Consider the following 25,391-nt stretch of genomic DNA (forward strand, 5'->3'; position numbering starts at 1 on the left):
AGAATTAGGAGTGAGAATTTGTGATCTATGTCGCTTGTGGCTTAATTATGATGGTGATTGGGATACTTTGGCTGATTTCGCCAGCTAAAAGACCTAATCGAATTTATGGTTATTTATCTTATCTGGCGCAAGTCAATAAAGAGAGCTTTAAATTTGCCCAAAGAAGGGCGAGTTTATATTGTATTCTCTTTGGCTTGATTCAAGTTGTGATTGGTTTAATTATTCACTTTTTGAATTGGGATCGCTATTTTCTCATTTGGCTATTAACTTTTTATTTGTTTATCTTGTTGCCAATTGTTTATACAGAAAAAAGCTTGAAAAAGTTTCTGCTTAAACGACACGAATTGCCACCTGACTATGTCGATCCCGATAAAGTGAAACGTCAAAGAACAAAGGGATTTAGGGATCGATAATGAGTTTGAAAATATTAATGGTTGAAGATGACAATTCCGTCGCTGAAATGATGGGAATGTTTTTCAAAAAGGAAGGCTGGGAACAAGATATTGCTGTCGACGGTGTCGAAGCCGTCGATATGTTTAAAGAAAATGCGGATAAGTATGATTTGATTACGCTAGACTTGAATTTGCCTAAAAAAGACGGAATTCAAGTGGCCAAGGAAGTAAGAGCAATTTCTCCTACTGTTCCAATTATCATGCTTACTGCAAGAGGCAGTGAATCAGATCAAGTACTCGGTTTAGGTATCGGAGCCGACGAGTATGTCACTAAGCCTTTTAGTCCAATTGCCTTAATTGCTAGAATTAAGGCTCTTCATCGTCGAGTAATGATGGAGGAAAAGCCTGCACTTCCGCAAGAAAAGAAGCAAGACTATGATATTGAAACTGAGCACTTAAAGATTTCAAAGAGTAGACGTGAAGTCTTATTCGACGCTCAGCCTGTGACCGATTTAACACCTAAAGAATTTGACTTGCTTTATACGATGGCACAAAAGCCTAAGCAAGTCTTTTCGCGTGATCAGCTTTTGGAATTGGTGTGGGGCTATGAATATTACGGTGAGGAAAGAACCGTAGATGCCCACATTAAGAAGTTGCGTCAAAAGCTCGAAAAGGTTGGAGCTAAAGTGATCCAAACTGTTTGGGGCGTCGGTTATAAATTTGATGATTCACAGGCAAAATAATGAAATTAATTTATCAAAACATGCTAGGTTTCTTACTGATAATCGTAACGACTATTTCGATTATTGGTTATTCCGAAATTGGTTATGCGCGTAATCAAGCGTATATGCAAAATTATCAGCGAATGGAAGGCTATGCAGAATCGCTGGGTGATTTGGCTGAAGCTGATGGAAAAAATGGCACGGCACTGCTTAATAATAATTTCTTAAATCAATTAGAGTTTGTGTTGCGTGGTGAAGATGTTCATTTGCGTATTTTTAATGATAAAAACGAGCAAATCTATCCTAAGGTTAATGCCAAAGTTCAACTGTCCAAGAACGTTTTTGCTACGTTAAAGACTGGCCAAGAAATTCGTATTCAAAATAATCATAATGAACAATCACCTATTAGGTCCACTAAGGATGCATATACTGGTGTGCTTGTTCCTTGGATGAATGGTAAAAACTTAGTAGGTGTAGCTTGGATTAGTTCACGAGTTACTCATGTTGAACGACCAATTTACATGGCTAAACGTAATTTGTTGAGAGCATTATTAATGACCGTGGCAGTTGGTTTGATCTTAAGTTTTATTATTTCATATTATTCAACCAAACGAATCAAGCGGCTCTCTCGGGCAACACAAAAGGTTGCTTCTGGTAACTTTAATGTGCAGATTCAACATAAAGATAGCGATGAAATTGACCAGTTGGCAGAGAACTTCAATAAGATGGTTCAAGCTTTAAAACAGTCCAATGAGGAAGTTAAGGCGCAAGAAAAACGGCGAGATCAATTTATGGCAGATGCGGCTCATGAAATGAGAACGCCGCTAACTACGATTAACGGCATTTTAGAAGGCTTGCAATATGATGCGATTCCAGAAGAGTCTAAACCAAAATCGATTGCTTTGATGCAGAGAGAAACTAAGCGTTTAATTCGTCTGGTTAATGAAAATCTGGATTACGAAAAGATTCGCAATAATCAAATCAATTTGATTAAGACTAACTTCAATGCTACACCAATTTTGCAAGATCTGAAATCTCAGCTTAGTCAAAATGCTGAAAAGGCCAATGATGAGCTGGAAGTAATAGCTCCTGATGATTTGCCAATCTATGCTGATCGTGATCGTTTCACTCAAGTAATGGTCAACTTGGTTCAAAATGCCATTCAGTTTACCCATGATGGCAAGATCGAAATTAAAGGAGAACGCATGGTACATGCGACTGTGCTGTCAGTTAAAGATAATGGTATTGGAATGAGCAAAGATCAAATTAAGTATATCTTTGAACGTTTCTTCAAGGCTGATCCGTCTAGAGCACGAATGGGCACGGGAGAATCCGGTCTAGGTTTAGCGATAGTATCATCTTTAATTAAGCAACATGGTGGTAAAGTAACTGTTGAATCAGAGCCTGGCAAAGGTTCGACATTTACCGTAGTTTTTTATGATAAAGGCTTTGAACAATTTGTTGAAAAATAAAAAAATAGTCTGGAAATATTTTTCCAGGCTATTTTTATTGGTCATCTTCACTGCTACTGCTTGTAGCGGAATTTTTACTGCTGTTGTTTTTTATCACTTCAGAGACTTGATCAATTTCCTCTTGGCGACCTTTTAGTTCTGGTGCATCAGTTTTATAGAGGCTAGTAGTTGAACCGTGGTGTCTGCTATAGAGGGAAGTAGAATGGCCTGCAAGTTGCTGTCTAATATTGATCATTCTTCGATAGTTCTCAGAATAATTAAATTGATCTGGATCTACTGGGATAAAGCCCTTAGGCGTGTAGAAGCGCAACAGGTTGTGATTGTTTAATAGATCTGAGTAGCGCAAGGAGTTTTTACCCTTTTTGGCTAGTTCCGCAATTTCTTTCTTTTCTTGAGGGGTAAAGTTGATAATCTGTTTACCATTTTTACGGTCATAGACAGTACCCTTGATTCCTTTGGCACCAACAATGACGTACTTGGAACTAACGATTGTGCCGTTTCTAAAGACTACCCAATTTTGTCTGTGAGGTGAAAGCAAGTCATTTCCGAATTGAATGTAGTCTTTTGTATTAACGCCAAGCAAATGAAGTAGAGTAGGTAAAACGTCAATTTCACCACCGACTTCATGATTGATTTGTCCCTTAAGATTATTAGCATGAATCATGAATGGCACACGTTGCATTTGGACGTTGTTGTAAGTATTCCAAGTATCAGAACTTTCGCCGATAATTGGAGCTAAAGTTTCATTTTCTGAATTGCTTAAACCATAGTGGTCACCATAAATTACTACCATGGTATTCTTGTATAAACCAGAAGATTTAAGGTAATTGAAGAATTCACGAATTGCTTCATCAAGGTAGTGAGCCGTTACAAAATAATTATTGATGGTTTGATCCGTAGTATTTGTAGTCTTAAAGTTAGGATCTTGATCTTCTTTATCCAAATTGAACGGAATGTGGTTAGTAACCGTAATAAATTTAGTGTAGAACGGTTGCTGCATCTGTTCTAGGTATTTAATACTTTCGGCAAAGAACAGTTTATCTTTTAAACCATAGCCACTAGCATCTTTAGGCTGTGTAGAGTAATAGTTTTTGTCGAAGAAATAATTGTAGCCCATGTTTTTATAGACATCATTTCTGTTCCAAAAAGTACCTACGTTGCCATGGAAGACGGCTGAAGTGTAACCATCCTGGCGCAAAATTTGAGGTGCGGCCTGGAATGTATTTTCTGAACCCAATGAAGTAAAAAGCGAACCGTCTGAAATACCATATGTGCCAGTTTCAAGCATGTTTTCTGCATCACTGGTACGGCCTAGACCTACTTGATGGTAAAAGTTACAGAAGCTAATGGTATGTTTATTCTTGTATAACGAGTTTAAAAATGGGGTTACTTCTTTACCGTTAACCTTAAGATTGATCAAAAACTGTTGGAAACTTTCAAGGTGAATCACGATTACATTGCGATTTTTCTCAATGCCAAAATATGAAGAAGAAGGAGCGGCATAATTTTGCTTGGTGAAATTCAGAATATTGTTTAAATCTGAAGCGTTAGCATTTCTGGTTACCTGACCATTTTGAGCACTTTTAATTCCGTCATAAGCGGTAAAAGTATCGACACCTAAATATTTAACTACGTAGGAACGATCAAAAGTATTACGCAAAAGTCGAGGACGAGACGTTTCGGCTAAGAAGATGTTTATGGTGGTCAGAAGTGCACCAATGGAGGTAATAGCCAAAGACATTGATAAACCGTATGACTTTTGATCAATTTTAATTTTATGAATGATCAAAAGGGTAATGATGATGACTAGATCTATCCAAATAATGATATCGCTGGGATGAAGCAGGGCAACGGTACTTTTACCTAATCCCTGTGATACTTTGCCAGCATTGGTCATTGTTTTGATGGTTAGGAAATCCGTGAATTGCCGGTAGTAAATGATGTTGGCAAATAATAATGCAGTATTGGCAAAATCCATCACCAGCATTGCAATGTATGACACGATTGGTCTTGGAAAATAAAAACCGATACTGATAAGGATGATTGCTGTTCCGATAGGACTGAGCCACATGATAATGTGCTGATAAGGATCAGTTAGTCCTAAATTAAAGTCGAAATAAGCAGCAAAAATGTATTTTACCCAAAAGCAGAAAACTAGCAGTGCTAAAAAGCCAGGTCTAGTTTGGATAAAAGCGATGATTTTCTTTTTCTTCATATAATTAACTCCTTAACAAACATTAATTTTAAAGGTTAAGCTGGGTTAAAACAACGTTTTGCTAATAGTTATCTCTTTTTTAATAATTTAGTTATTAAAAAGTGGGTATAATTTTATAGGAATAACTTGGAAAGAGGCAGAGCATGCTATTTTTTGGCCCAATATATAATTTTCTAGCAAAACAATATGCGACCAGTATCAATCATTTCGCTTTAGTTAAGTTGACTTTAATGGCATTAGATAAAACAGTTTTTTATTTTTTGATTTTTGCTGTTTTACGCTTAATCTGGCTTCTTTTTATTCGCAGAAGACGTTCACTTAAATCAGAAGCTAGTGTTTGGATATTTGCATTTTATATGATTCTGGTTTTGATGTTAACGACTTTCCGAGATACGTATTTCCCTTGGCAGCTCGTTTTTAATTTCAACAGGCCACTTAGCGATGTTAATTTAGTCTTTATGAAAGAAACCTGGAAATTAGTGTATGCTCCTAGCAGGCTGGACTTCTTTTATAATTCATTCGGCAATATTCTTTGCTTTGTACCATTTGGTATCCTGTTTCCAATTGTATTTTCCAAGAAGCAGTCGTTTGTTAAGACTGTGTTAATAGGGATGCTCTTTTCAATTAATATTGAAACTTTGCAGTTTTTATTGGAAACCGGCGTAAGCGATATTGATGATGTCTTCTTTAATACCTGCGGTGCCGTTTTAGGCTATTTAATTTATCGTTTGTTTCGAAAAAAATGAATGCGCTTGTACTTTGAGACTGGTATTCATTAAATAAGATTGTTAAAATAGGGTTGTAAACATTTTTTATAGTTAGGAAGCAGATTTATGAGTTTAATTAAATTTGATAGTAGTAAATTAACTCCATTTGTTCACGAAAATGAATTAAGTGAAATGCAAGCAATGGTAAACGCTGCTAACACTGAACTCCGTGAAGGTACTGGTGCTGGTAACGATTTCCGTGGTTGGCTTAATTTGCCAGTAGATTACGACAAGGATGAATTCGCTCGTATCAAGAAGGCTGCCAAGAAGATTCAAAACGATTCAGATGTTTTAATTTGTATCGGTATTGGTGGTTCATACCTTGGTGCACAAGCTGCAATTGAATTCTTGAACAGCAACTTCTACGGCAAGGTTGACAGTGATATGCCAACTGTTGTCTTCTGTGGTAACTCACTTTCAGGTTCATACCTTTACGACTTAATCGAATGGTTAGGCGACAAGGACTTCAGCATTAACGTAATTTCTAAGTCAGGTACTACTACTGAACCATCAGTAGCATTCAGAATCTTCAAAGACAAGTTAATCAAGAAGTACGGTAAAGAAGAAGCTGCCAAGAGAATTTACGCAACTACTGACCGTCAAAAGGGTGCTTTGAAGACTGAAGCTGACGCAGAAGGTTACGAAGAATTCGTAGTTCCAGATGACGTTGGTGGTCGTTACAGTGTTCTTTCAGCTGTTGGTTTACTTCCAATCGCTGCTTCAGGTGCTGACATTGACGAATTAATGAAAGGTGCTGCAGACGCTCGTGCTGACTACACTGACACTGATTTGTCAAAGAACTCACCATACCAATACGCAGCACTTCGTAACATCCTTTACCGTAAGGGTTACACTACTGAAATTGTTGAAAACTATGAACCAAGCCTTAGAATGTTTGGTGAATGGTGCAAGCAATTAATGGGTGAATCAGAAGGTAAGGACCAAAAGGGGATTTACCCATCAAGTGCTAACTTCACTACTGACCTTCACTCACTTGGCCAATACATCCAAGAAGGTTTACGTAACTTGTTCGAAACTGTTATCCGTGTTGAAAACCCACGCCACGACGTTAAGATCCCAGGCGATGAAAAGAACCTTGACCAACTTAACTTCTTGGAAGGCAAGAGCTTGAACTACGTAAACGACCGTGCTTACGAAGGTGTTGTTTTGGCTCACACTGACGGTGGTGTTCCAGTTATGACTGTTAACATTCCAGACCAATCAGCACATACTTTAGGTTACATGATTTACTTCTTCGAATTAGCTATTGCTATTTCAGGTTATTTGAACGGTATCAACCCATTCAACCAACCAGGTGTTGAAGCTTACAAGCGTAACATGTTTGGTCTTCTTAACAAGCCAGGTTACGAAAACTTACACGACGATTTAGCTAAGCGTCTTTAATAATTAGCTTTACTCAGCATATTTGATAGTATGCGTTTTAATATAATTGGTTTTACCAATTAAAGAAAGAGTAGAAACCCGATTAGTTTCTACTCTTTTTGTTTGATTATTTATGAAGGAAGAGATTATGAAAAAGAGCACAAAAAATATTTTGGCTGTTTTATCCGCGGCTTTTATGTCTTTTGTAGGAATTTTGACGGAAACAAGTTTAAACGTTACATTTCCGACCATGATGAAAGAATTCAAAGTGTCGCTTGATACTATTCAGTGGACGACAACGGGCTATTTATTGATGATCGCCATTATTATGATTTGTTCATCCTATTTAAATGACCGTTTTACTGCTAGACAGTTATTTATCATTGCCTGTGTTGGCTTTATGGTAGGTAGCGTTATTAGTGCGATTGCACCTAACTTTCCAATTTTGCTTTTGGGCAGACTGATTTCCGCATTAGGTGCTGGCTTAAGTACGCCACTAATGTTCAACTTGGTAACGGAGATTATGCCACGATCTAAGTGGGGCGTTTATATGGGAATCGCTGGTTTAGTTGTCGCAATGGCACCAACCTTAGGGCCTGCCTTTGGTGGTATTACTACCTTCTATCTAAACTGGCGTTGGATCTTTGTTTTCGTTACTATTTTTGCTCTGATTGCATTTGTTGCTGGAACACCAGTAATAGGGAAATATCATGATCAAGTTAAGAGTAGTTTTGATTATCTCTCATTTATTACATTAGCTGCAGCATTCATCACCTTAACATTGGGCGTTAACCAAATTAGCTATGGCATGGCTAATCCACTATTATGGATTTTGTTAGTAGTTACCGCCTTATTAGTATGGGCTTTTGTAAAATTATCACAAAAATCATCCAAAAAATTATTGGATTTAGCAGTATTTAAACAAAAAGCCTTTGTTTTTGGGGCACTAGCATACTTTCTTTTGCAATTTAACAATATTGGTATCAGTTTCGTTTTGCCTAACTATATCCAAATTGTAGGTAAACAAAGTTCACTGGTTGGTGGCTTGGTATTACTTCCAGGAAGTATTATTGCTGGTTTACTTAACCCATATTTTGGTAGCTTATATGATAAACGTGGTGCTAAATTACCATTGTATCTAGGTGGCTTTTTTATGGCTCTTAGTTGTTTATTATTTGCTATTTTTGGTTTGAACCTAAGTGCAATGATGATCATAATTTTCTATGGCATTATGATGATGGGTAACAGAATGTCTTTCAGTAATACTATGGCGGAAGCTTTAAAGGTAGAAACAGGTAAGTTGCGTGCTGACGCCACCGCTGTTTGTCAAACTAGTCAACAGCTTGCCGGTTCAGTTGGTACGACCATCCTTGCTTCAATTATGTCAGTTTGGCAAAAACAAGGTCATGGTTCTTATATAATGGCTACAGCTCAAGGTAGTCAAGCAGCCTTTTGCTTTACTTTGCTGATGAGTTTGATCATTATGTTTAGTTATTGGAAAATGTTTAGAGCAGAAAAAGCTAAATAAATTAGGCTAGATAAAGAAAATAAGTTATAATAATAGGCGGATGATGAAATTTAGTGAGAGATAAAAAGACGGCTGACACACAGTCGTCTTTTTTCTATGCTTTGGAATTTTCTGCGAGGAAACTACGGATAATTTTTTCGCGCATGGCCAGGAAGATAGTGTTGTGACCAGTGGGATGCACGCGGTTAGTTAGCAAAATCAAACCTGTTTGTTTTAGTCGATCGAGAATGATCAAAGTACCGGTAAAACCAGTATGTAAAATGATGGGGGAATTTTGTTTAGGATCAAAGCGTAGGTCCCAGCCCCATGAACGTGGCTTAACACCTCTAGGTGTTTTGTCATCGAATAATTGGCTGACAGTATCTTGGCTAAAAGGAAGAACATCTCGCTTAAGACCTAAGTATCCTTGACTAAAGGTGATTAGATCACGCATGTTGGAGAAAAGTCCAGCGGAGCCGCAATCACTGCCTAGTTGCCTTGCTTTGGGATCATGAGGGATGCCTTGCAACACCGTACCATCAACAATGGCAGTAGGTACGCAATCTTCTTTTTTTGGAGAAAAAGTCGTGTTAACAAGTGGCATTTGATCTAATACCTCTTGAGTAGCCACTTCCTGCACTGGTTTGCCATAAATGCTTTTGATTACCAAGCCGAGTAGAATGAAGTTAGTGTCAGCATAGCGCATCTTGTGTTCAAAATCATCGGTAACAGGCAAGTTAATCAATGCTTTTAATAGTTCATCATGATTTAACTCATCGCGATGAGGAATCCAGCCGCGAATACCGCTGGTGTGAGTTAATAGATGGTAAAGTCGAATTCGTGGATCTTTGAATTCAGGAATGAATTGTTGCAAGGGCTCAGTGAAATTGAGTTTGCCTTGATCATAAAGCTTAAGCAGTACATTTTCTGTGGCTAACACCTTAGTTAGACTAGCAAGATCATATTCTGCGAAGGGGCTAAGTTGTGTAACCTCAGGATAAATGCTAGCAAAGCCCGTTGTCGAGGTGAAGATTTGTTTTTTATTAATAAAGGTATAATTAACACCAGGAACAATGCGATCAAACACCATTGACTCGATTAAATGTTGCGTTTTATTGTAATTGATCATTTGTATTTTTCACCGTCCATTACCACTAATTATAGACAAAATGACTTGACAAGCCTAGCAGAAAAAAGCATAATTATGAGTGTTGATTCGCCCGTTGGTCAAATGGTTAAGACGCCACCCTCTCAAGGTGGAGTTATGAGTTCAATTCTCGTACGGGTGATTTACTGGGATATAGCCAAATTGGTAAGGCACAGGATTCTGGTTCCTGGATGTTTGGGTTCGAGCCCCAATATCCCAATAATAGGAAAATGTCTTAATGCTGAAAGCTTCAAAAGCCCAGTGTTAAGGCATTTTTGTTTTTTACGATTTTCTGAAATTAGGTGAAAATAAGCAAAATAATACAATATTCTAAGCAATATTTTTACTGGCATTTACTAGCACCAAAAAATATAAAATTGGTCTAGTTGAAATTGTTTTAGTGTGTAGGTGGGCTAATCTTAGATGTTTAACCATGATATAATAAGCATGTATCATATTTATGTTAATAACCAACGAACCAACGTTGTGGGGCGTTGGTTTTATTTTTATCTGTGCCATAATCAATAGCTATAGAGTAGGCGAGTTAATAATTATGAAGCATCAACAAGTAAGAAATTTCTTTAAAGAAGATTATCCTAGATTAGCATTGTTAGCCACTGGGCGATGCTTGTCCGAATCTTCAGTAAAAACCATCAAAGTAAACATAAGCGAGAAGGGTGGTTTTGCTTACTATCAGAACGTTTACGCCTTGGCTAGTACTACCATAGCGGAATTAGAAAATACCGCTGTGCATCCCTATAGAACGCTTATTATTGAACACTACATCAAGCATACAAGGCTAAAAGACCTTGAGCCATTAATAGGCTTTAAGCATAGCGCTACATGTAAGAAAATAAATGAAGCCTTAGTTTGTTTTGCTAATGAGTACAATAAGCAAGCAGATAGATATAATTTAGAATTTAGATTTCAATTAAAATAAGCACCAGTAAAAATTAATTACTGGTGCTTATGCGTAATTTTAAGAGGGGTTAGGGCTGTTAAATTGGTTAATGAAGTAGATTATCCTAGAGCCTGCTAAAGCCCATTATATCGAAGATTTAGAGGTCAAACCCTATAAACATAAAAGCCTAGAAAGTTAACAATAATTAACATTTTTATATTATTTATTAATGCAACATTAGCATCTTATCAAAATAGGGCTAAACCTTGATAAATACTGGCATTAAGCTATCAATAAAAAGCCCTTATTTGTTTGAAAATGTTAGATTTTTAATAGCGACATAAAAGCCCCCAAACCTGTAAAAATATGAACCTAATTAATTGAAGAAATGCTGTTATATCAATACTTTCAAATGAATTAATCAAGTTCATATTTAACAAGTTAAAAAGGGGCTATTTTGCGTTATTTTGCTTCTTTAGAACCTGACAAAACCTGACGTTATTGCAATAAAAAAGAACCGCTGTAAAACAGTTCTCTTAAATAATAGTTATGATCTATTTTTATTCTTAGCTTTATCATTCCAATATTTACGGCTTTCAGCCATCTTCTTTTTCATTTTCTTTCTATCCTTTTCAAATTGTTCAGGTGGGATACTGTCTATAATTTCATCTACATTATCTAAAGTTATAGGTGTTTTCTTGTCTTTTTCCATTTATTAACCACCTCACTTAACATCATAGTAACAAAATAGGTGCATCCCTGAAAAGGAATACACCTTGATTAGTGCCGATTTCGACATTTATTAAACTTTACCTAAATGCAAGCACACCACCGCCCGAGGGCTTATTTTCTGGTCAACTAAAAGCCCCCGAATTAGGACCTAAGGTAAATAATTAATGCTGAATACTCAACGTAGACGTCCATATCCTCACCAGAACCGTACGGGCTTGCACAAGTATTGTATTTGATTTCTTGGATAACCAATTTAGGATTATTTTCTAAAAAGTAGTTGACTTGATTAGTTAGCTGTTCTTTAGTTTTGGCGCTAATGGTTTCAACTTTTAAATTACGTGCTGTTTGTTTAGTCATAATTGACCTTCTTTCTATTTACTTTACTTGGTGTAAATGTATAACGATAGCCTTTCATTTTGTCGTTAATGGTTTCAACGATTAACCTACCAGTAGTGGGATGAAGCTTGAACCTAATAATAAATCGTGGCGAATCTAGTTCGCTTAAATAATCGTTTGTTTGAGCTACAACCGCCAGTCGTGTTAAATCATTAGCCATATTTCTGGCTATGGTATGACCGTAATTACATTCAGTTTCTTTAATGAATTGCATAATGTTAGACTGTATGGAATCAGGATTAGTTATTTTTGCTCTTCTATGTGTCATAAGTAATTTTCTTTCTATTCTGCTAGCCACCGCTATTGGCGTAGCGAGGTGGTTTGCTGTTTTGGCGAGTTGTTTAATTCAAATGTGAGGTAGTAGACACAAAAACATGTCCAATGGACATAAATTAAAATCTTGTAAACCCTTGTGGCTGTAGGCTAGGACACAAAGACACAAAATACACTTTTTTTTAAAAGCTATATATATGTGTGTAAAATTTTTAGATCTATATATATTTATTACTTTTATGTCTTTTAAGTCCAAAGTATATATAGAGTAGTAATAACAAGGCTTGAGCATGGACACAAACGGTTTATTTTCGTGTCCTTTCTATGTCCTTTATGTCCACTTCGTTTATGTTTCCTGAATAAGTATTAAATTCAATATTTAGCCAAACTTGTAATTTATGGTTATCTCTCCATCTTCTACCTTGTTTAATATCTGTATCTTTGCGAATCCTTTTATTAAATTCTCTATCAGTTTCAAGCCCTAGTTTATGACCCGTAACTTCAAACCATCTTTTATAGACTTGATAGGTAGTATCCTGAAATTTATAACCATGGTCAGTGGGAACAATGATTTCATTTACAAACTGTAAAAATGGGTCACTGTCTATTTTATTTTGTTCAAGAATTTCATTACTTTCTTTAGTGCGAATCATAACACCATCAATTTTTACATCTATAGCTTTTTTTACAATCCATTCTAGTAATTCCTTGTTGTAAATATATTCATCTTTGATTTTTCTATTATCAGCATTTTCAATGTAATGTTTATTAAATTTAATTACTCGAATACGTCTATAGTTGGCACCAGTATTGTCTTTAAATTTTGGTAACTCATTTAAAGATTGAACAATTAAACATGTAGGCTTATAAGAGTATACCTTTTCAAATTTGTCATTAATAACGATAGTGTCACCAGTAGCTGCACTTTTAAAATTCTCGCTAGAATCAATAGGCTTTTTAGGGTCGTTATCATCTCCTATAACAAGAGGCTTGTTAACTATGGTAGCTAATACGGCATCTTTTTCAAATTGATTTAATTTAATTGACGCATAATTATTTTTACCTGCTATATTTTGTAATAGCTGTTCAAATGTCCCTTTACCCGCCGAACCGTTAGCATTATCTAGTAAAAATACAGAAGAATGATAACTATAATTGCTATTAATTACAGCTTTGAAAGTTTGCCATATAAGTTTAATTTTATCTTCTTTATTTTCTGCAATATCTTCATTAATCCACTTGCTAAAGCTCCAATTATCGAAGGCGGGTTCTTTGGCGTTGGGATTATAATTTACAGCTATCTTAGATGTAAAAACATATTTAGGGGAATATGCTAATAGCTTATGCTTTTTAGCATCAAAAATTCCATTGCCTAAAGCATATAAATTAGGGTCATTTGTTAGAAAAAGCCTTTTGCTCTCGATCCTAAGTTTAGATTTAACTTCTCTTATATTTCTTTCTGTAATTTGAGGTTCAACTATATTAATTAGTTCTTCAATTAGTAAAGTATTCTTTTCATAAATACCAGATTCAGGATTATAAAAATATAATGCTGATTTTTGCCAATCTTCTATATCATTACCCAAAACCGCCCAAATAATGTGGTCTTCAAGAATATTTGTTACTGTTCTCATAGGCAAAACAATGTTCTTGTCTTTCTTATCGCTTTTATCTTTTAATAGCTGTCTTCTCTCATGACCATCATTTCTCAATATACTTTTAAGGTATGTTAAACTAATAGGAGAATTATTAAATTCATCTACGAGTTTTTGATCTAATTTAGGTGTTATATTTTCCATGTACAAAAGTTCCTTTCACATAAATTATTAATAATCCGATATTATATGTAGCTCAATTTAAACCACCACCTTTTAGTTAAATACTTAAGATTAATCTACCTGCACACTTAATATATTTTCCTTAGTCCTTAACTACGCCCATAGTTACGGGCTTTTTATTTTGCTTTTGTGACGGCATCTCATGGGACGCAAGCCACGCTGTTATACTTGCTTTTCCATAGAGTTTGCGACCGTCAATGTTTGCCACTGGCATTCCTAAAGAAGCCCAGTATGTAATAGTTGAATCAGCAACGCCAAAATATTTAGCGATTTCTTTGCGGTTTAAATATGGTTTGCTTGAGGTAGTAGCTTGCTTGATTGCGTCCCTCACAACGTTAAGCACATAGGTTTTAATTTCTGTTTCTTGTTGTTGGTCTAACTTAAATTCCATTGTGTTAGTTCTCCTTAATTGCTTTAGCATTGTCCGTTAAGTCGGTTGAATAATCAGCAAGTTCATTGGTTAAATGCTGTAGCATCTTTTTAGTACTCATAGGGTCGGACGGGTCATCTTCCGGCACATTTTCAATTATCTTAGACAATAACCCATAGCTAACAAATAATTGTTCTGCAATTCTGTTCATTTCATATAATGCTTGATGCAATTTAATTTCATTGTTCATTGTTAAGCCTCCATAGGTTCTAATTCATCAAAATCATATTCATTGCTTTGTAGTTCTTGAATGGTTTGGGCTAGTTCATTTCTCATAACCTCTATATATCTTTCAGGAATCTTATTTCGTCCATATTCCATAATCGTACCGTCTACAAATGCACAATAGAGGCAACCGTCCTTATACCAACGATTTACCACGTTTGAACCGTCTGCACTGTAATTAGTCATGGTTTACCACCGCCTTAGTGGGATGCACTCTAGTAGACAATTCATATTCATTAATTAACCAGTCATTTAACTTTTTGAACGTCTTTGAATTAACGTTGCGGTGGTCATGCTTGAAAATATCTATCAAAGTCCAACGACTTACACCAGTTGCTCTTTCTAGTCCCCTGATAGACATATTCAGTTCGCCACGTTTTCTCTTAATTGCGATTACTTGATTTTCTGTTAGTTTCATTTTGTTTTGTCCTTTCTACCAATCTGGTAACATTATAATTCCCAAAACGGGAGAAAGTCAACATAAATATTCCCAATTCGGTAAAATAATGTTAAACTCATTTTGTAAAGAGGTGAAAACAATATGAACCGAATAAAAGAAGTAAGAAAGAAAAAAGGTTTGTCCTTGCAACAAGTAGCGGATGCTGTTGGCGTGGGGAACAATACTATTTCTAGGTATGAAACAGGTAAACGTGAACCAAAATTAGAGACATGGAATAAATTAGCCGAATATTTTAAAGTTCCTACATCTTACTTGATGGGCTTATCTGATGATATAGAAGGTTGGGATGAATGGGCTAAAAATACAGGCTATTCAGTAAAACAAATCAAAGATGAAATTCAAAGACTAATAAAAACTAAAAGGCTTGATAGTTCTGCAAATATTCAATATCAAATAGGTCAAGCGGTTAAAAGCTTAGATAGTGCTTCATATTCAACAACTCAAGGCGTACAACATGAGTTGGTATTTCAACTAACTAGTTTAATATCTAAGGTTAACGGAGCTTTTCTAGAGCCAATAAATAAAAAGAACATGTCATTTGAAGAAATATCTAAAGCTAACTCAAACCGAAAAGTTAGAAAAGATATGGATGAAAAAGCCTATAAAGAAATTATTGACGCCTTAACGGATGCCAAAAATAAGATTGGACAAATTCCAATAGATAAACGTTACTTATAAAATTCCTTATCCATCACATGGATAACGAACCCTTAAATAATCCGCTCTTGCTCAGAACAATAGCGACTGTGTTAAATAACCCCGTGGTCGCTAGAAACGACCTTAAATATTCCTAAATGCTCCAGACGCATTAAGAACCCGTGGTCATTCAATTAATTTAATGCTGACATCGCAAAACAGATGCGTCTGACGCATTTAAATGCTGACATCGCAATTCTACAGCCTTGTTCGTCCTGATTAACTGATAATTATTGAACTCGCATCCCTTAGTACTGTTGGTTATATTTCGACCGATTGATTGAAAACAATAGAAGTCGATTTAAAGACGGAATTGACATCATTGATCTTCTAAATCAATCTGATGGATTTAGAAATTTTGCAAAAGAAAACGGCTTAATTGGAAGTATTAATAAATATGTTTCAGATTTGCCCAATTTAAATTTGAATTGAGGGCCCAATTTTGAACTTTGCATCCCTAACCACCAATTCATGTTAAATATTTAAGATTAGTCTACCTGCACACGTACTACTTAAAAGAGGTTATTAACATGAATAATGATATTAAGGAATACACCACGCCGAGCGGTAAAAAGCGCTATAGATTTAATTTATATGTGGGTGTTGATGAAACAACAGGACATTCAATTCAAATTAGAAAACAAGGCTATAAATCAAAGAAAGAAGCACAAGAGGCATATTTAAACTATCAACTTAAAGTAATTAAGGGTGAGTATATCCCAGAAAGTAAAGGGCATATTACTTTTAATAAGTTGTATGTAATGTGGCTTAAGATTTATCGTGAAACCGTTAAGACTAGCACATATGCTACTACTACACGTTATTTTGAAGACCATATTCTAAAGCAATTAGGTAGTAAGTATATTGATAAATTAACCGTTTTAGACTGTCAGAAAGCCGTAAATATTTGGTTTAATGATGCGCCTAAGACTTATAAGCGGTTCATGCGTTATACGAATAATGTTTTGAACTACGGCATCAATAATTTAGAACTGATTAGTAAGAATCCAATGAATAAGGTTATCCCACCTAAAGCTAAAAATAAGCCTAAACCATTCACCGACTTTTACTCTAAAGATGAATTAAACATCTTTCTAAGGGATGCAAAAGAATACAACTTCAAGTATTTTGTTTTCTTTAGATTGTTAGCTTATTCAGGGATGCGCAAAGGTGAGGCATTGGCGCTTAAATGGTCGGATATTAATTTCAAGGATAATACTATTAGTATTAATAAAGATGTTACCGTTGGTTTAAATAATGAATTGTATGAAGACACGCCTAAAACTGAAAATAGTTTCAGAACTTTAGACATGGATGCAACCACAATGGAATATTTAAAAGAGTGGCGGTTAATGCAACAAAAGACCATGCTTAAATTAGGTTATAACTTCTTAAATAGTGATAATTTACTTTTTTCTACTATTAATAATGGTTATCTTTCAATGTCAAAACCACGTCAATGGAATGTAGCTATTTGTAAGAAGTACAAACTAAGAAGAATTAAGATTCACGGCTTTAGACATACTCACGCTTCTTTATTATTTGAAGCTGGTGCATCAATGAATGAAGTTAAAGCACGTTTAGGGCATGCGGATATTAACACGACCATGAATATTTATACCCACGTTACAGACGACCAGAAAAAAGATACAGCTAACAAGCTTGTGCGTCTGTTAGAGGGTAAATAATCAATATTCTAAGCAATATTATTTTTTAGGTTTAAAAATGCAGATATACCAAGGCATTGAGACAATGTGATTCGAGCCCCAATATCCCAATAAGGATGAATGAATAATCAAAGGCTGGATCGGTTTGATCCAGCTTTTTTGATACAAAAAAACGATCCATAAACATTATGGATCGTTTAGTTTTACATACCAGCTTTGATAATTTTCTTTTCAGCCATGGTCTTACGTAAGGCAAGCATAGCAGTATAAGTGGAAAGAATGTAAACTTTCTTAGTTGGTAATTTCTTAATTTCTTCAATCAAGCTGTCATCGTCAGGATTGATGTTCATTGCACCAGGATCAAATCCAGCAATTTCAAGTCTAAAGCCCATGTCGTGCCAACGTTGACCACCAACAAGTACTTTCTTGATCTTGCTACAATCTAATCCTTCGAAATCAGCATCCCAAATCCAAGAAGTATCAATACCATCCGCATGGTTGGCATTAAGTAAAGCGACTAATGAGTAGTCATCTTTTTCGGTATTAAGCATATGCAAAACTTCATCAAGACCAACAGGGTTTTTAACTAAGATCAAGTCGATGTCTTTACCACCATAGTGGATTAATTCTTGACGACCGAAGATACGCTTGTTTTCTGCAAAGGCTTGTGCAACTTCAGCTTCAGTCAAACCAAAGTGACGAGCAACTGAGTAAGCAGCTAAAGCATTGTAGATGTTGTAAGTACCACCGATGTTGATTGAGTAGTCCTTGTTGCCCATTTGGAACTTTAGGCTGTTAGGCGTTTGCTCAATAATCTTGTTAACTGTAAAGGTTAAATCAGGACGATGGTAGCCACAGTTAGGGCAGAAGAAATCGCCTAAGTTAGCGTAAATTCTTTCATGGTAGTGCAAGATGTGATCACATTTAGGACAAAGCACACCATCTGTGTTAACAGGTGCCTTAAAGTCATTTTCTGGCTTGTCATCAGGCAACTTGAAACCATAGAAAATCTTTTTGTTAGGCAACTCAACTGATGAAAAGATGCTGGCATCACCGTTAGCAATAATTGTTGCATCTGGTGCTAATTTAATACCGTTAACGATCTTTTCATAAGTAGTATAAATTTCACCGTAACGATCCATCTGATCACGGAAGATATTGGTCAAAACAAATACGCTAGGGTGAAGCAACTTAGTTACCATTTTAACGTTGGCTTCGTCTACTTCAAGCACAGCAATCTTGCGCTTAACGCGTTTGTGCTTATGTGCTAAAAATGCTGTAACAATTCCTTGTTGCATGTTGGAACCAGATGGATTTGTTAAGACATCACCATATTTTTTCTTTAAAGCTTCAACGATTAAAGCAGTGGTCATAGTCTTACCGTTAGTACCGGTAACAATAACAGTTTCGTAACCTTTAGCTAAAGAATTCAGCACGTCTGGATCGATTTTCATCGCTAATTTTCCAGGAAAACTAGTACCGCCTTTCATGACGTTATGCAAAAACCAATAACTAGATTTTCCGGCAACTTTGGCGACTCCTGATTTAAAACTCATGTACATCCCTCACTTTAAAACTATGATTTAGTTTAGCATAGAAAACGAGTTTTACCATCTATTTAACTGCACAAATTTTATTTTTCTACTATACTATTAAAGCGAAGACTAAAGCGAAGACTTTTTTGAGCAAAGGGGAGGACAGAAGTGGCGCAATTATTTTTTCGTTATGGTGCAATGAGCAGCGGTAAGACGATTGAAATATTAAAGGTAGCGCACAATTATGAAGCACAAGGACGTAAGATTGCTTTAATGACTAGCGGCCTGGATAATCGTAGCGGCGTTGGTACGGTTGCTTCAAGAATTGGCCTTCATCGAAAAGCAATTCCAATTACCAGTGAAATGAATTTGTTCGAGTATATCAAAAAAATGAACGATCATGACTTAGCTGATGGTGATGGAAAACTAGCTTGCGTTTTAATTGATGAAGCTCAGTTTTTAAAGAGACATCATGTCTTAGAATGCGCTAAAATTGTTGATGATTTCAATATACCTGTGATGACTTTTGGTCTTAAGAATGATTTCCAAAATCATTTGTTCGAAGGTAGCGAGAATTTATTGATTTTTGCTGATAAGATAGAGGAAATGAAGACTATTTGTCATTATTGCGGGCATAAGGCAACAATGAATTTGAGAGTAAATAATGGCAAACCTGTATATGAAGGTGAACAAGTACAAATCGGTGGTGACGAAAGTTACTATCCCGTTTGTCGCTATCATTATTTTCACCCAGGTAACAAGAGATAGAGAGGATAATTAAGTTTATGGATAACGTTATGGCTCAATTAGAGGGTTTAGTAGCCCACTATGAAGAACTACAAGAAATGATGGCCGATCCAGAAGTTATTAGCGATACTAAGCGTTACATGGAAATTTCCAAGGAAGAAGCCGACTTGCGTGAAGTTGTACAAAAGTACAAGAAGTACAAGCAAGATAAAAAGGAATTAGAAGACAACAAGAAAATTATTGCTAATGAATCAGATGCAGATTTGATCGAAATGGCTAAGGAAGAAAACTCAGAAATTGAAAAAGAAATTCCTGAACTAGAAGATCAAATCAAGATTTTGATGCTTCCTAAAGACCCTAATGATGATAAAGACATCATCATGGAAATTCGTGGAGCTGCTGGTGGTGATGAAGCTTCATTGTTTGCAGGCGATCTTCTTAGAATGTATGAAAAATACGCTGAAAGACAAGGCTGGAAGGTTTCATTGATTGATTCTGAACCAACTGAAGTTGGTGGTTATAAGCGTGTAGCTATTATGATCACTGGTGACAAGGTTTACTCAAAGTTAAAGTATGAAAATGGTGCACACCGTGTTCAACGTATCCCAGTAACTGAATCACAAGGTCGTGTTCATACTTCAACTGCTACTGTTGCTGTTATGCCTGAATACGAGCAAGTAGATATTGATATCGATCCAAAGGATATTCGTGTCGATGTTTACCGTTCAAGTGGTGCCGGTGGTCAGCACATTAACAAGACTTCAAGTGCCGTTCGTATGACTCACCTTCCAACTGGTATCGTAGTTGCCATGCAGGATCAACGTAGTCAGCAACAAAACCGTGAAAAAGCTATGCAAATTTTGAAATCACGTGTTTATGACTACTACGAAAGTCAAAACCAAGCTAAATACGATGCAAAACGTAAGAATGCTGTAGGTACTGGTGACCGTTCAGAAAGAATTAGAACTTACAACTACCCACAAAACAGAGTTACTGACCACCGTATTGGTTTGACTATTAACAAGCTTGACCGTGTAATGAACGGCGAACTTGACGAAATTATCGATGCATTGATTCTTTACAACCAAACTAAGCAATTGGAGGAGTTGGCTGATAAAAATGCCTAAGTTGACTTTAAAGCAAATCAGAATTAAGGTAGGAGAGGCTGCCGAAGATGTTCGACCAGAGGATATTGATTTTGTTTTGGCTGAACGTCTTAATTTGACTCCTAGCGAGTTTGAATTAAAGCAAGATATGGTTTTGTCAGAAGATCAAGTCAAGCAGGCCAATAAAGACATTAAGAAGCTGGCTAGAGGCGTTTCACCACAATACATTTTGGGTTATGCTTGGTTTTTAGGCTACAAAATCATGGTGCAGCGTGGTGTATTAATTCCACGTTTTGAAACTGAAGAGTTGGTTGAATGGGCATTAAAGTCACTTAAAAGTGGTGATAAGGTGCTTGATTTAGGTACCGGCTCTGGTTGCATTACCGTTGCCCTTGCTAAAGAAGCAGAAAAGAAGGGAATCAATAATCTGACCCTTTATGCTAGTGACATTACCGATAGTGCTTTAAGAACAAGTGAAGAAAACTTTTTAAACTATGATCTTGACGTCACTACCCGTAAAGCCAATGTATTAATTGGTCTTGAAAAGTTCGACAAAATTATTTCTAATCCACCATATATCAAGACAAATGAGAAGCAAGACATGGATAAGAATGTCTTGCAAAATGAGCCTAGAGAAGCTCTGTTTGCTGGTAAAGATGGATTGGACTTTTACAAGAAGTTCGCTAAACAAGTTCGTGACCACTTGAATGGTCACGGTGAATTTTTCTTAGAATTCGGCTTTAGTGAAGAAGAACAATTGAAAGAATTATTTGCTAAAGAATTGCCTGATTTTGAGATTGAATTTAGAAAAGATATGGCCGGAAGGCCACGCATGGTTCATGGAAGGTGGTAAAAATAGAGATGGAAACAAAGATTTTAAAAAAGGATCAACTTGATGAAGCCGTTAAGCTATTAGCCAAGGGTGAATTAGTTGCTTTCCCTACAGAAACTGTTTATGGCCTAGGTGCGATTGCAACCAATGAAAAGTCAGTTAAAGGCGTTTATGCAGCTAAGGGTCGTCCTAGCGATAATCCTTTGATTGTAACGGTTTCTGATGAAAAGATGATGGAACGCTACGCTAAAGAGGTTCCAGAACGGGCTAAAAAGCTAATTAAGCACTTCTGGCCAGGTCCTTTGACTCTTCTTTTGTTTGTAAAACCAGGTACGCTTCCTGATGCTGTAACCGGCGGTCTTAAGACCGTTGCTTTTCGTTGCCCAGACGATCAATTGACTCACGATTTGATTGCTAAATTGGGTTACCCAATTGTAGGACCTTCTGCTAACACTTCAACTAAGCCAAGTCCTACTACGGCTGAACACGTATATCATGATTTAAAGGGTAAAATTGCCGGCATTATCGATGGCGGTCCTACTCGTGTTGGACTTGAATCAACAATTATCGATTTGTCTGTTAAAACACCAATCGTGCTTCGTCCTGGTGAAATTACGCCAGAAGAATTGAGCGAAGTTTTAGGTGAAAAAGTATTAATCAACACAGGCAAGGTTTCAGATAAAGACGTGCCAAAAGCACCAGGCATGAAGTATCGTCACTATGCTCCAAGTGAACCTGTAATCGTAGTTGATAATCCAGCTGATTTTGCCAAAATTGATTTTAACGAAAAAACTGGTGTAGCTGCTTTAGGCTCAGTTTTAGCTAAAATCGATTTAAGCGATGACAATAAATTTGATTTAGGTAAAAACTTAGTTGACGCTGATCATAATTTATTTGGTGCATTGCGCTATTTCGATGACAAAGATAACATTGAAACCATTTATGTACAAGGCTTCAATGAAGGTGAAGAAAGTTTAGCTTACATGAACCGTCTTAACAAAGCAGCGGGCGGTCATCATTTGAATAAATAAAAAAATAAAACGCAAAGGGCTTTAAACCCTTTGCGTTTTTGATTAAAATGTTTAGTGAATTATGTTATTTGTTAATAGGAGGCATATATGGGAAAGTTCGTAGTTTTGGATCACCCATTGATTCAACACAAATTGACAATTATTCGTCGCAAGGATACGGGTTCAAACGAATTCCGTAGAATTGTTGGTGAAATTGGTGGTCTGATGACCTATGAAATCACTAGAGACTTGCCACTTGAAGATGTCGAAATTGAGACACCAATGGGTAAGACAGTTCAAAAAGAAATCGCCGGTAAGAAATTGACAATTGTGCCAATTTTACGTGCTGGTATGGGGATGCTTAACGGTGTTCTTGAGATGGTTCCATCAGCTAAAATTGCGGTTATCGGTATGTACCGTGATGAAAAGACTTTGAAACCACATGAATACTTCTTCAAGGCTCCAAAGGACATCGCTGAACGTGAATGTTTAGTTGTTGATCCAATGCTTGCAACTGGTGGATCTGCTAATGACGCTATTGCTGCATTAAAGAAACGTGGCGTTAAAGAAATTAAGTTAGCAGTTTTAGTAGCAGCTCCAGAAGGTATCAAGGCTGTTCAGAAGGAAAACCCTGACGTTGATATCTATGCTGCAGCAGAAGACGAGAAGTTAATGGATAACGGTTATATCTTCCCAGGTTTGGGAGATGCCGGTGACAGACTCTTCGGTACTAAGTAATCTTCCTTTTTCTGAAAAATATTTTCTCTAATGCGCTTTCATGTTACACAAAGAAATGATTTGGTGTTAAGATGATTTACGTGTTCGAGTTTTATTCAACACGAGAAGGGAGGTCACGAAGTAATGGAGAAATCATTTGTTTTTAAATTCATGGGCTTGAATTTTGATCTTACTGGGATCATTGGTTCAACGCTAATGGCTTTGACAGTTTTCTTTATCTGCTTTTGGCTTGCACGAAAAGTCGAACTAAAGCCAAATAAAAGACAAAATGTACTTGAGTATTTGCTAGAATTTACTAACGGTATTGTAAAAGATAACGTCAGCGACGTGGATGCTCAAAACCACTTGTCTTTATATGCTTTTGTATTGTTCCTTTTCATCTGGTTCATGAACCAATTGGGTATGTTCCTAGAAGTCAAAGTTGATGATTGGGTGTTTATTAAATCACCAACTGCCGATCCAGTAGCGACAATGTCGTTTGCAATGATGACCTTGCTTCTATCGTTCACATTCGGCGTACAAAGATTTGGTGTTGGCGGATATTTAAAGAATTATACGCAACCAGTTGGTTTTATGCTTCCAATTAATTTAATTGAAGAGTTCACCAACTTCTTAACCTTATCATTGCGTCTTTATGGGAATATATATGCTGGTGAAGTTTTGCTAACTTTAATTGGTAATGATCTAGCACATGCTGGCGGACCATTTACGTTGATTCTAGCAGCTCCATTAGCTATGATTTGGCAAGGTTTCTCTGTCTTCATTGGCTCTATCCAGGCATATGTTTTCGTAACTCTGTCAATGGTTTACATTGGTAAAAAAGTTACTACAGAATAATTTTTCGGAGGTATAAATTTATGGCAGAAGCTTTTAAATATCTCGCTGCTTCTATCGCAGCTGGTTTAGCAGCATTGGCTGCATCACTTGGTAACGGTAAAGTTATTTCAAAGACTCTTGAAGGTATGGCTCGCCAACCTGAAAGTGCAGGTAATTTAAGAGCAACAATGTTCATTGGTGTTGGTTTGATCGAAGCCGTTCCTATTTTGTCTATTGTTGTTGCCTTCTTAATTCTTTTCCTTTAATAAAGTTTTTCTGTTTGAAGGATTTAAGTTTAAAGAGAGAAGGGCAGTAAATGACTATTCAAACATTATTTGCAGCCTCACATCATATTTACCTAGGTAATGCTATTTGGTATTTAATTTGTTTTGCCACCTTGCTGTTATTGGTCAAGCATTACGCTTGGGGTCCAGTATCAGATATGATGGAAAAGCGGCGGCAAAAAGTTATTAATGACTTGGATTCAGCTGCAAGTGATCGTAAAAAGGCTGAAACGCTTGCTAATGAGCGTGAAGCTGCCTTGAAGAACTCAAGACAAGAAGCAACACAGATTCTCTCTGACGCTAAAACTAATGCGCAAAACACAGGCAAGGAAATCGTAGCTAGTGCAAACGAAGACGCTGCAGCAATTCGTAAGAAAGCAAATGAAGAAGCTGCTAAGGCTAAATCAGATGCTTTAAATGCCGCACGTGATCAAGTAGCTGATATTTCTGTAGCAATTGCCGAAAAAGTTATTGCTAAGAATTTATCTGCTGAAGACCAAAAAGATTTAGTCGACCAATTTATTAAGGGGTTGGATGATTAATGGCTTTAAGTAGAGAAGAAATAGCTGCACGTTACGGTACTGCTTTGTTCGGTTATGCGCAAGATAATAAAGTACTGGATACTGTTTACGATGAAATGATGGAATTGAAAAAGGCAGCAGTTGCCAATCCTAAATTCATCAGTGTCCTTAGCGATCCTATTTTAAGTAGTAAAGATAAAAAGTCTCTTTTAACTGCAGTTGAAAAAGATTTTTCAGATGAAGTGCAAGGCTTTTTGAATTTGTTACTTGAATATAACCGCTTTGCTGATTTAATCGATATTATCGATGAATTTGCTTTACTTTATGACGATGAAAAGAAGATCGCAGCTGGTACTGCAACTACTGCAACTACTGCAGTTAAACTGGATGATGATCAACTTAAGCGTTTAGGTGATAGTTATGCTAAAAAGTATGATTTAAACGCTGTGCGTCTTGAGAATAAAGTTGATCCAAGTATATTAGGCGGCGTAGTCCTCCGAGTGAAGGACTGCGTGATTGATGGATCAGTTAAAAATAGACTGAAGAAGATCCGTGCGCAAATAATTGATAAAAATTAAA

At 36.4% G+C, this 25,391-nt stretch carries 29 protein-coding genes and 2 tRNA genes; 20 read left to right on the top strand and 11 right to left on the bottom strand.

Going from position 1 to position 25,391, the window contains the following annotated elements:
• Positions 1 to 20: 20 nt before the first annotated feature.
• The 3 genes from LA20531_RS09425 to LA20531_RS09435 are packed head-to-tail and all read left to right on the top strand — an operon-like array spanning position 21 to position 2,586.
• Positions 21 to 413 carry an SdpI family protein gene (locus LA20531_RS09425; protein ID WP_013437569.1) on the top strand — a complete coding sequence of 131 codons (393 nt, stop codon included), beginning with the start codon at positions 21 to 23 and terminating at the stop codon, positions 411 to 413.
• A complete protein-coding gene (locus LA20531_RS09430) occupies positions 413 to 1,135 on the top strand; it encodes a response regulator transcription factor (RefSeq protein ID WP_041808188.1) in 723 nt (240 codons plus the stop codon). The genes LA20531_RS09425 and LA20531_RS09430 overlap by 1 nt, the downstream gene beginning before the upstream one ends.
• Complete coding sequence (locus LA20531_RS09435) at positions 1,135 to 2,586, top strand: sensor histidine kinase (protein ID WP_056939718.1); 1,452 nt, start codon at positions 1,135 to 1,137, stop codon at positions 2,584 to 2,586. Before LA20531_RS09430 ends, LA20531_RS09435 begins: the two co-directional genes overlap by 1 nt.
• Positions 2,587 to 2,620: 34 nt before the next feature.
• On the opposite strand, the gene LA20531_RS09440 is transcribed toward LA20531_RS09435, so the two are convergent.
• Complete coding sequence (locus tag LA20531_RS09440) at positions 2,621 to 4,801, bottom strand: LTA synthase family protein (RefSeq protein WP_056939717.1); 2,181 nt, start codon at positions 4,799 to 4,801, stop codon at positions 2,621 to 2,623.
• Between the two features lie 143 nt (positions 4,802 to 4,944).
• Here LA20531_RS09440 and LA20531_RS09445 point away from each other — a divergent pair, with 143 nt between their 5' ends.
• The 3 genes from LA20531_RS09445 to LA20531_RS09455 all read left to right on the top strand — a co-directional run bounded on the left by LA20531_RS09445 (position 4,945) and on the right by LA20531_RS09455 (position 8,479).
• Entirely contained in the window at positions 4,945 to 5,547 is a 603-nt protein-coding gene (locus LA20531_RS09445) for a VanZ family protein (protein ID WP_056939716.1), read from the top strand.
• 87 nt (positions 5,548 to 5,634) lie between these two features.
• Positions 5,635 to 6,972 (top strand): glucose-6-phosphate isomerase, encoded by a 1,338-nt coding sequence (locus tag LA20531_RS09450; protein ID WP_056939715.1) that lies wholly within the window; start codon positions 5,635 to 5,637, stop codon positions 6,970 to 6,972.
• A 127-nt stretch (positions 6,973 to 7,099) separates the two neighbouring features.
• Positions 7,100 to 8,479 (top strand): MFS transporter, encoded by a 1,380-nt coding sequence (locus tag LA20531_RS09455; RefSeq protein ID WP_056939714.1) that lies wholly within the window; start codon positions 7,100 to 7,102, stop codon positions 8,477 to 8,479.
• A 94-nt stretch (positions 8,480 to 8,573) separates the two neighbouring features.
• On the opposite strand, the gene LA20531_RS09460 is transcribed toward LA20531_RS09455, so the two are convergent.
• Positions 8,574 to 9,587 carry a serine hydrolase domain-containing protein gene (locus LA20531_RS09460; protein WP_056939713.1) on the bottom strand — a complete coding sequence of 338 codons (1,014 nt, stop codon included), beginning with the start codon at positions 9,585 to 9,587 and terminating at the stop codon, positions 8,574 to 8,576.
• A gap of 88 nt (positions 9,588 to 9,675) precedes the next feature.
• On the opposite strand from LA20531_RS09460, the gene LA20531_RS09465 reads away from it, so the two are divergent.
• The 3 genes from LA20531_RS09465 to LA20531_RS09475 all read left to right on the top strand — a co-directional run bounded on the left by LA20531_RS09465 (position 9,676) and on the right by LA20531_RS09475 (position 10,545).
• A tRNA-Glu gene (locus LA20531_RS09465) sits at positions 9,676 to 9,747 on the top strand.
• A 5-nt stretch (positions 9,748 to 9,752) separates the two neighbouring features.
• Positions 9,753 to 9,825 (top strand) — tRNA-Gln (locus LA20531_RS09470).
• Between the two features lie 333 nt (positions 9,826 to 10,158).
• On the top strand, positions 10,159 to 10,545 hold the full coding sequence (locus tag LA20531_RS09475; protein WP_099202346.1) for a hypothetical protein: 387 nt from the start codon (positions 10,159 to 10,161) through the stop codon (positions 10,543 to 10,545).
• A 508-nt stretch (positions 10,546 to 11,053) separates the two neighbouring features.
• Here LA20531_RS09475 and LA20531_RS11170 read toward each other — a convergent pair.
• The 8 genes from LA20531_RS11170 to LA20531_RS09510 all read right to left on the bottom strand — a co-directional run bounded on the left by LA20531_RS11170 (position 11,054) and on the right by LA20531_RS09510 (position 14,818).
• Entirely contained in the window at positions 11,054 to 11,218 is a 165-nt protein-coding gene (locus LA20531_RS11170) for a hypothetical protein (RefSeq protein ID WP_156399025.1), read from the bottom strand.
• 161 nt (positions 11,219 to 11,379) lie between these two features.
• Positions 11,380 to 11,595: a hypothetical protein gene (locus LA20531_RS09480; RefSeq protein WP_056939711.1), complete on the bottom strand. Its 216-nt coding sequence runs from the start codon at positions 11,593 to 11,595 to the stop codon at positions 11,380 to 11,382.
• Positions 11,588 to 11,794 carry a hypothetical protein gene (locus tag LA20531_RS09485; RefSeq protein WP_236943752.1) on the bottom strand — a complete coding sequence of 69 codons (207 nt, stop codon included), beginning with the start codon at positions 11,792 to 11,794 and terminating at the stop codon, positions 11,588 to 11,590. The genes LA20531_RS09480 and LA20531_RS09485 overlap by 8 nt, the downstream gene beginning before the upstream one ends.
• A gap of 418 nt (positions 11,795 to 12,212) precedes the next feature.
• On the bottom strand, positions 12,213 to 13,706 hold the full coding sequence (locus tag LA20531_RS09490; protein WP_056939709.1) for a DNA primase family protein: 1,494 nt from the start codon (positions 13,704 to 13,706) through the stop codon (positions 12,213 to 12,215).
• 121 nt (positions 13,707 to 13,827) lie between these two features.
• Positions 13,828 to 14,136, bottom strand: a complete 309-nt coding sequence (locus LA20531_RS09495; protein WP_056939708.1) for a hypothetical protein — start codon at positions 14,134 to 14,136, stop codon at positions 13,828 to 13,830.
• A 4-nt stretch (positions 14,137 to 14,140) separates the two neighbouring features.
• Entirely contained in the window at positions 14,141 to 14,365 is a 225-nt protein-coding gene (locus LA20531_RS09500; protein ID WP_056939707.1) for a hypothetical protein, read from the bottom strand.
• Positions 14,366 to 14,367: 2 nt separating this feature from the next.
• A complete protein-coding gene (locus LA20531_RS09505) occupies positions 14,368 to 14,586 on the bottom strand; it encodes a hypothetical protein (RefSeq protein ID WP_056939706.1) in 219 nt (72 codons plus the stop codon).
• Positions 14,579 to 14,818 carry a helix-turn-helix domain-containing protein gene (locus LA20531_RS09510; protein WP_056939705.1) on the bottom strand — a complete coding sequence of 80 codons (240 nt, stop codon included), beginning with the start codon at positions 14,816 to 14,818 and terminating at the stop codon, positions 14,579 to 14,581. Before LA20531_RS09510 ends, LA20531_RS09505 begins: the two co-directional genes overlap by 8 nt.
• 123 nt (positions 14,819 to 14,941) lie before the next feature.
• On the opposite strand from LA20531_RS09510, the gene LA20531_RS09515 reads away from it, so the two are divergent.
• Together LA20531_RS09515 and LA20531_RS09525 are read left to right on the top strand one after the other, a co-directional pair.
• Positions 14,942 to 15,538, top strand: coding sequence for a helix-turn-helix domain-containing protein (locus LA20531_RS09515; RefSeq protein ID WP_056939704.1), 597 nt, complete (start codon positions 14,942 to 14,944; stop codon positions 15,536 to 15,538).
• 548 nt (positions 15,539 to 16,086) lie between these two features.
• Complete coding sequence (locus LA20531_RS09525; RefSeq protein ID WP_056939703.1) at positions 16,087 to 17,244, top strand: tyrosine-type recombinase/integrase; 1,158 nt, start codon at positions 16,087 to 16,089, stop codon at positions 17,242 to 17,244.
• Between the two features lie 182 nt (positions 17,245 to 17,426).
• Here the strand turns inward: LA20531_RS09525 and LA20531_RS09530 are convergent, their stop codons facing one another.
• A complete protein-coding gene (locus LA20531_RS09530) occupies positions 17,427 to 18,779 on the bottom strand; it encodes a Mur ligase family protein (protein WP_056939702.1) in 1,353 nt (450 codons plus the stop codon).
• A 147-nt stretch (positions 18,780 to 18,926) separates the two neighbouring features.
• On the opposite strand from LA20531_RS09530, the gene LA20531_RS09535 reads away from it, so the two are divergent.
• The 9 genes from LA20531_RS09535 (at position 18,927) to atpH (ending at position 25,390) form a co-directional block, all read left to right on the top strand.
• Positions 18,927 to 19,526, top strand: coding sequence for a thymidine kinase (locus tag LA20531_RS09535; RefSeq protein WP_056939701.1), 600 nt, complete (start codon positions 18,927 to 18,929; stop codon positions 19,524 to 19,526).
• A 17-nt stretch (positions 19,527 to 19,543) separates the two neighbouring features.
• A complete protein-coding gene (gene prfA, locus LA20531_RS09540; RefSeq protein WP_056939700.1) occupies positions 19,544 to 20,632 on the top strand; it encodes a peptide chain release factor 1 in 1,089 nt (362 codons plus the stop codon).
• A complete protein-coding gene (gene prmC / locus LA20531_RS09545) occupies positions 20,625 to 21,464 on the top strand; it encodes a peptide chain release factor N(5)-glutamine methyltransferase (protein ID WP_056939699.1) in 840 nt (279 codons plus the stop codon). The genes prfA and prmC overlap by 8 nt, the downstream gene beginning before the upstream one ends.
• 8 nt (positions 21,465 to 21,472) lie before the next feature.
• Positions 21,473 to 22,474 carry an L-threonylcarbamoyladenylate synthase gene (locus tag LA20531_RS09550; RefSeq protein ID WP_056939698.1) on the top strand — a complete coding sequence of 334 codons (1,002 nt, stop codon included), beginning with the start codon at positions 21,473 to 21,475 and terminating at the stop codon, positions 22,472 to 22,474.
• An 87-nt stretch (positions 22,475 to 22,561) separates the two neighbouring features.
• Positions 22,562 to 23,191 (top strand): uracil phosphoribosyltransferase, encoded by a 630-nt coding sequence (upp, locus tag LA20531_RS09555; RefSeq protein ID WP_013437582.1) that lies wholly within the window; start codon positions 22,562 to 22,564, stop codon positions 23,189 to 23,191.
• Positions 23,192 to 23,314: 123 nt separating this feature from the next.
• Complete coding sequence (gene atpB / locus LA20531_RS09560; RefSeq protein WP_056939697.1) at positions 23,315 to 24,028, top strand: F0F1 ATP synthase subunit A; 714 nt, start codon at positions 23,315 to 23,317, stop codon at positions 24,026 to 24,028.
• Positions 24,029 to 24,048: 20 nt separating this feature from the next.
• Positions 24,049 to 24,273, top strand: a complete 225-nt coding sequence (gene atpE, locus LA20531_RS09565; RefSeq protein WP_013437584.1) for a F0F1 ATP synthase subunit C — start codon at positions 24,049 to 24,051, stop codon at positions 24,271 to 24,273.
• Positions 24,274 to 24,323: 50 nt separating this feature from the next.
• On the top strand, positions 24,324 to 24,833 hold the full coding sequence (gene atpF, locus LA20531_RS09570; protein WP_056939696.1) for a F0F1 ATP synthase subunit B: 510 nt from the start codon (positions 24,324 to 24,326) through the stop codon (positions 24,831 to 24,833).
• On the top strand, positions 24,833 to 25,390 hold the full coding sequence (gene atpH, locus LA20531_RS09575; protein ID WP_099202349.1) for an ATP synthase F1 subunit delta: 558 nt from the start codon (positions 24,833 to 24,835) through the stop codon (positions 25,388 to 25,390). Before atpF ends, atpH begins: the two co-directional genes overlap by 1 nt.
• Position 25,391 lies beyond the last annotated feature (1 nt).

Source organism: Lactobacillus amylovorus DSM 20531 (assembly GCF_002706375.1).
GTDB lineage: Bacteria > Bacillota > Bacilli > Lactobacillales > Lactobacillaceae > Lactobacillus > Lactobacillus amylovorus.

What these genes read in the sequence shown, in the direction of transcription:
- LA20531_RS09460 (WP_056939713.1), bottom strand. Translation starts at nt 9,587, where the DNA reads ATGATCAATTACAATAAAACGCAACATTTAATCGAGTCAATGGTGTTT.
- LA20531_RS09495 (WP_056939708.1), bottom strand. Translation starts at nt 14,136, where the DNA reads ATGGAATTTAAGTTAGACCAACAACAAGAAACAGAAATTAAAACCTAT.
- atpF (WP_056939696.1), top strand. Translation starts at nt 24,324, where the DNA reads ATGACTATTCAAACATTATTTGCAGCCTCACATCATATTTACCTAGGT.
- LA20531_RS09450 (WP_056939715.1), top strand. Translation starts at nt 5,635, where the DNA reads ATGAGTTTAATTAAATTTGATAGTAGTAAATTAACTCCATTTGTTCAC.
- atpH (WP_099202349.1), top strand. Translation starts at nt 24,833, where the DNA reads ATGGCTTTAAGTAGAGAAGAAATAGCTGCACGTTACGGTACTGCTTTG.
- LA20531_RS09500 (WP_056939707.1), bottom strand. Translation starts at nt 14,365, where the DNA reads ATGAACAATGAAATTAAATTGCATCAAGCATTATATGAAATGAACAGA.
- LA20531_RS09490 (WP_056939709.1), bottom strand. Translation starts at nt 13,706, where the DNA reads ATGGAAAATATAACACCTAAATTAGATCAAAAACTCGTAGATGAATTT.
- upp (WP_013437582.1), top strand. Translation starts at nt 22,562, where the DNA reads ATGGGAAAGTTCGTAGTTTTGGATCACCCATTGATTCAACACAAATTG.
- LA20531_RS09485 (WP_236943752.1), bottom strand. Translation starts at nt 11,794, where the DNA reads ATGGCTAATGATTTAACACGACTGGCGGTTGTAGCTCAAACAAACGAT.
- atpE (WP_013437584.1), top strand. Translation starts at nt 24,049, where the DNA reads ATGGCAGAAGCTTTTAAATATCTCGCTGCTTCTATCGCAGCTGGTTTA.
- LA20531_RS09510 (WP_056939705.1), bottom strand. Translation starts at nt 14,818, where the DNA reads ATGAAACTAACAGAAAATCAAGTAATCGCAATTAAGAGAAAACGTGGC.
- LA20531_RS09445 (WP_056939716.1), top strand. Translation starts at nt 4,945, where the DNA reads ATGCTATTTTTTGGCCCAATATATAATTTTCTAGCAAAACAATATGCG.
- prmC (WP_056939699.1), top strand. Translation starts at nt 20,625, where the DNA reads ATGCCTAAGTTGACTTTAAAGCAAATCAGAATTAAGGTAGGAGAGGCT.
- LA20531_RS09530 (WP_056939702.1), bottom strand. Translation starts at nt 18,779, where the DNA reads ATGAGTTTTAAATCAGGAGTCGCCAAAGTTGCCGGAAAATCTAGTTAT.
- atpB (WP_056939697.1), top strand. Translation starts at nt 23,315, where the DNA reads ATGGAGAAATCATTTGTTTTTAAATTCATGGGCTTGAATTTTGATCTT.
- LA20531_RS09515 (WP_056939704.1), top strand. Translation starts at nt 14,942, where the DNA reads ATGAACCGAATAAAAGAAGTAAGAAAGAAAAAAGGTTTGTCCTTGCAA.
- LA20531_RS09455 (WP_056939714.1), top strand. Translation starts at nt 7,100, where the DNA reads ATGAAAAAGAGCACAAAAAATATTTTGGCTGTTTTATCCGCGGCTTTT.
- LA20531_RS09480 (WP_056939711.1), bottom strand. Translation starts at nt 11,595, where the DNA reads ATGACTAAACAAACAGCACGTAATTTAAAAGTTGAAACCATTAGCGCC.
- LA20531_RS09440 (WP_056939717.1), bottom strand. Translation starts at nt 4,801, where the DNA reads ATGAAGAAAAAGAAAATCATCGCTTTTATCCAAACTAGACCTGGCTTT.
- LA20531_RS09525 (WP_056939703.1), top strand. Translation starts at nt 16,087, where the DNA reads ATGAATAATGATATTAAGGAATACACCACGCCGAGCGGTAAAAAGCGC.
- LA20531_RS09430 (WP_041808188.1), top strand. Translation starts at nt 413, where the DNA reads ATGAGTTTGAAAATATTAATGGTTGAAGATGACAATTCCGTCGCTGAA.
- LA20531_RS09475 (WP_099202346.1), top strand. Translation starts at nt 10,159, where the DNA reads ATGAAGCATCAACAAGTAAGAAATTTCTTTAAAGAAGATTATCCTAGA.
- LA20531_RS09550 (WP_056939698.1), top strand. Translation starts at nt 21,473, where the DNA reads ATGGAAACAAAGATTTTAAAAAAGGATCAACTTGATGAAGCCGTTAAG.
- LA20531_RS09505 (WP_056939706.1), bottom strand. Translation starts at nt 14,586, where the DNA reads ATGACTAATTACAGTGCAGACGGTTCAAACGTGGTAAATCGTTGGTAT.
- prfA (WP_056939700.1), top strand. Translation starts at nt 19,544, where the DNA reads ATGGATAACGTTATGGCTCAATTAGAGGGTTTAGTAGCCCACTATGAA.
- LA20531_RS09435 (WP_056939718.1), top strand. Translation starts at nt 1,135, where the DNA reads ATGAAATTAATTTATCAAAACATGCTAGGTTTCTTACTGATAATCGTA.
- LA20531_RS11170 (WP_156399025.1), bottom strand. Translation starts at nt 11,218, where the DNA reads ATGGAAAAAGACAAGAAAACACCTATAACTTTAGATAATGTAGATGAA.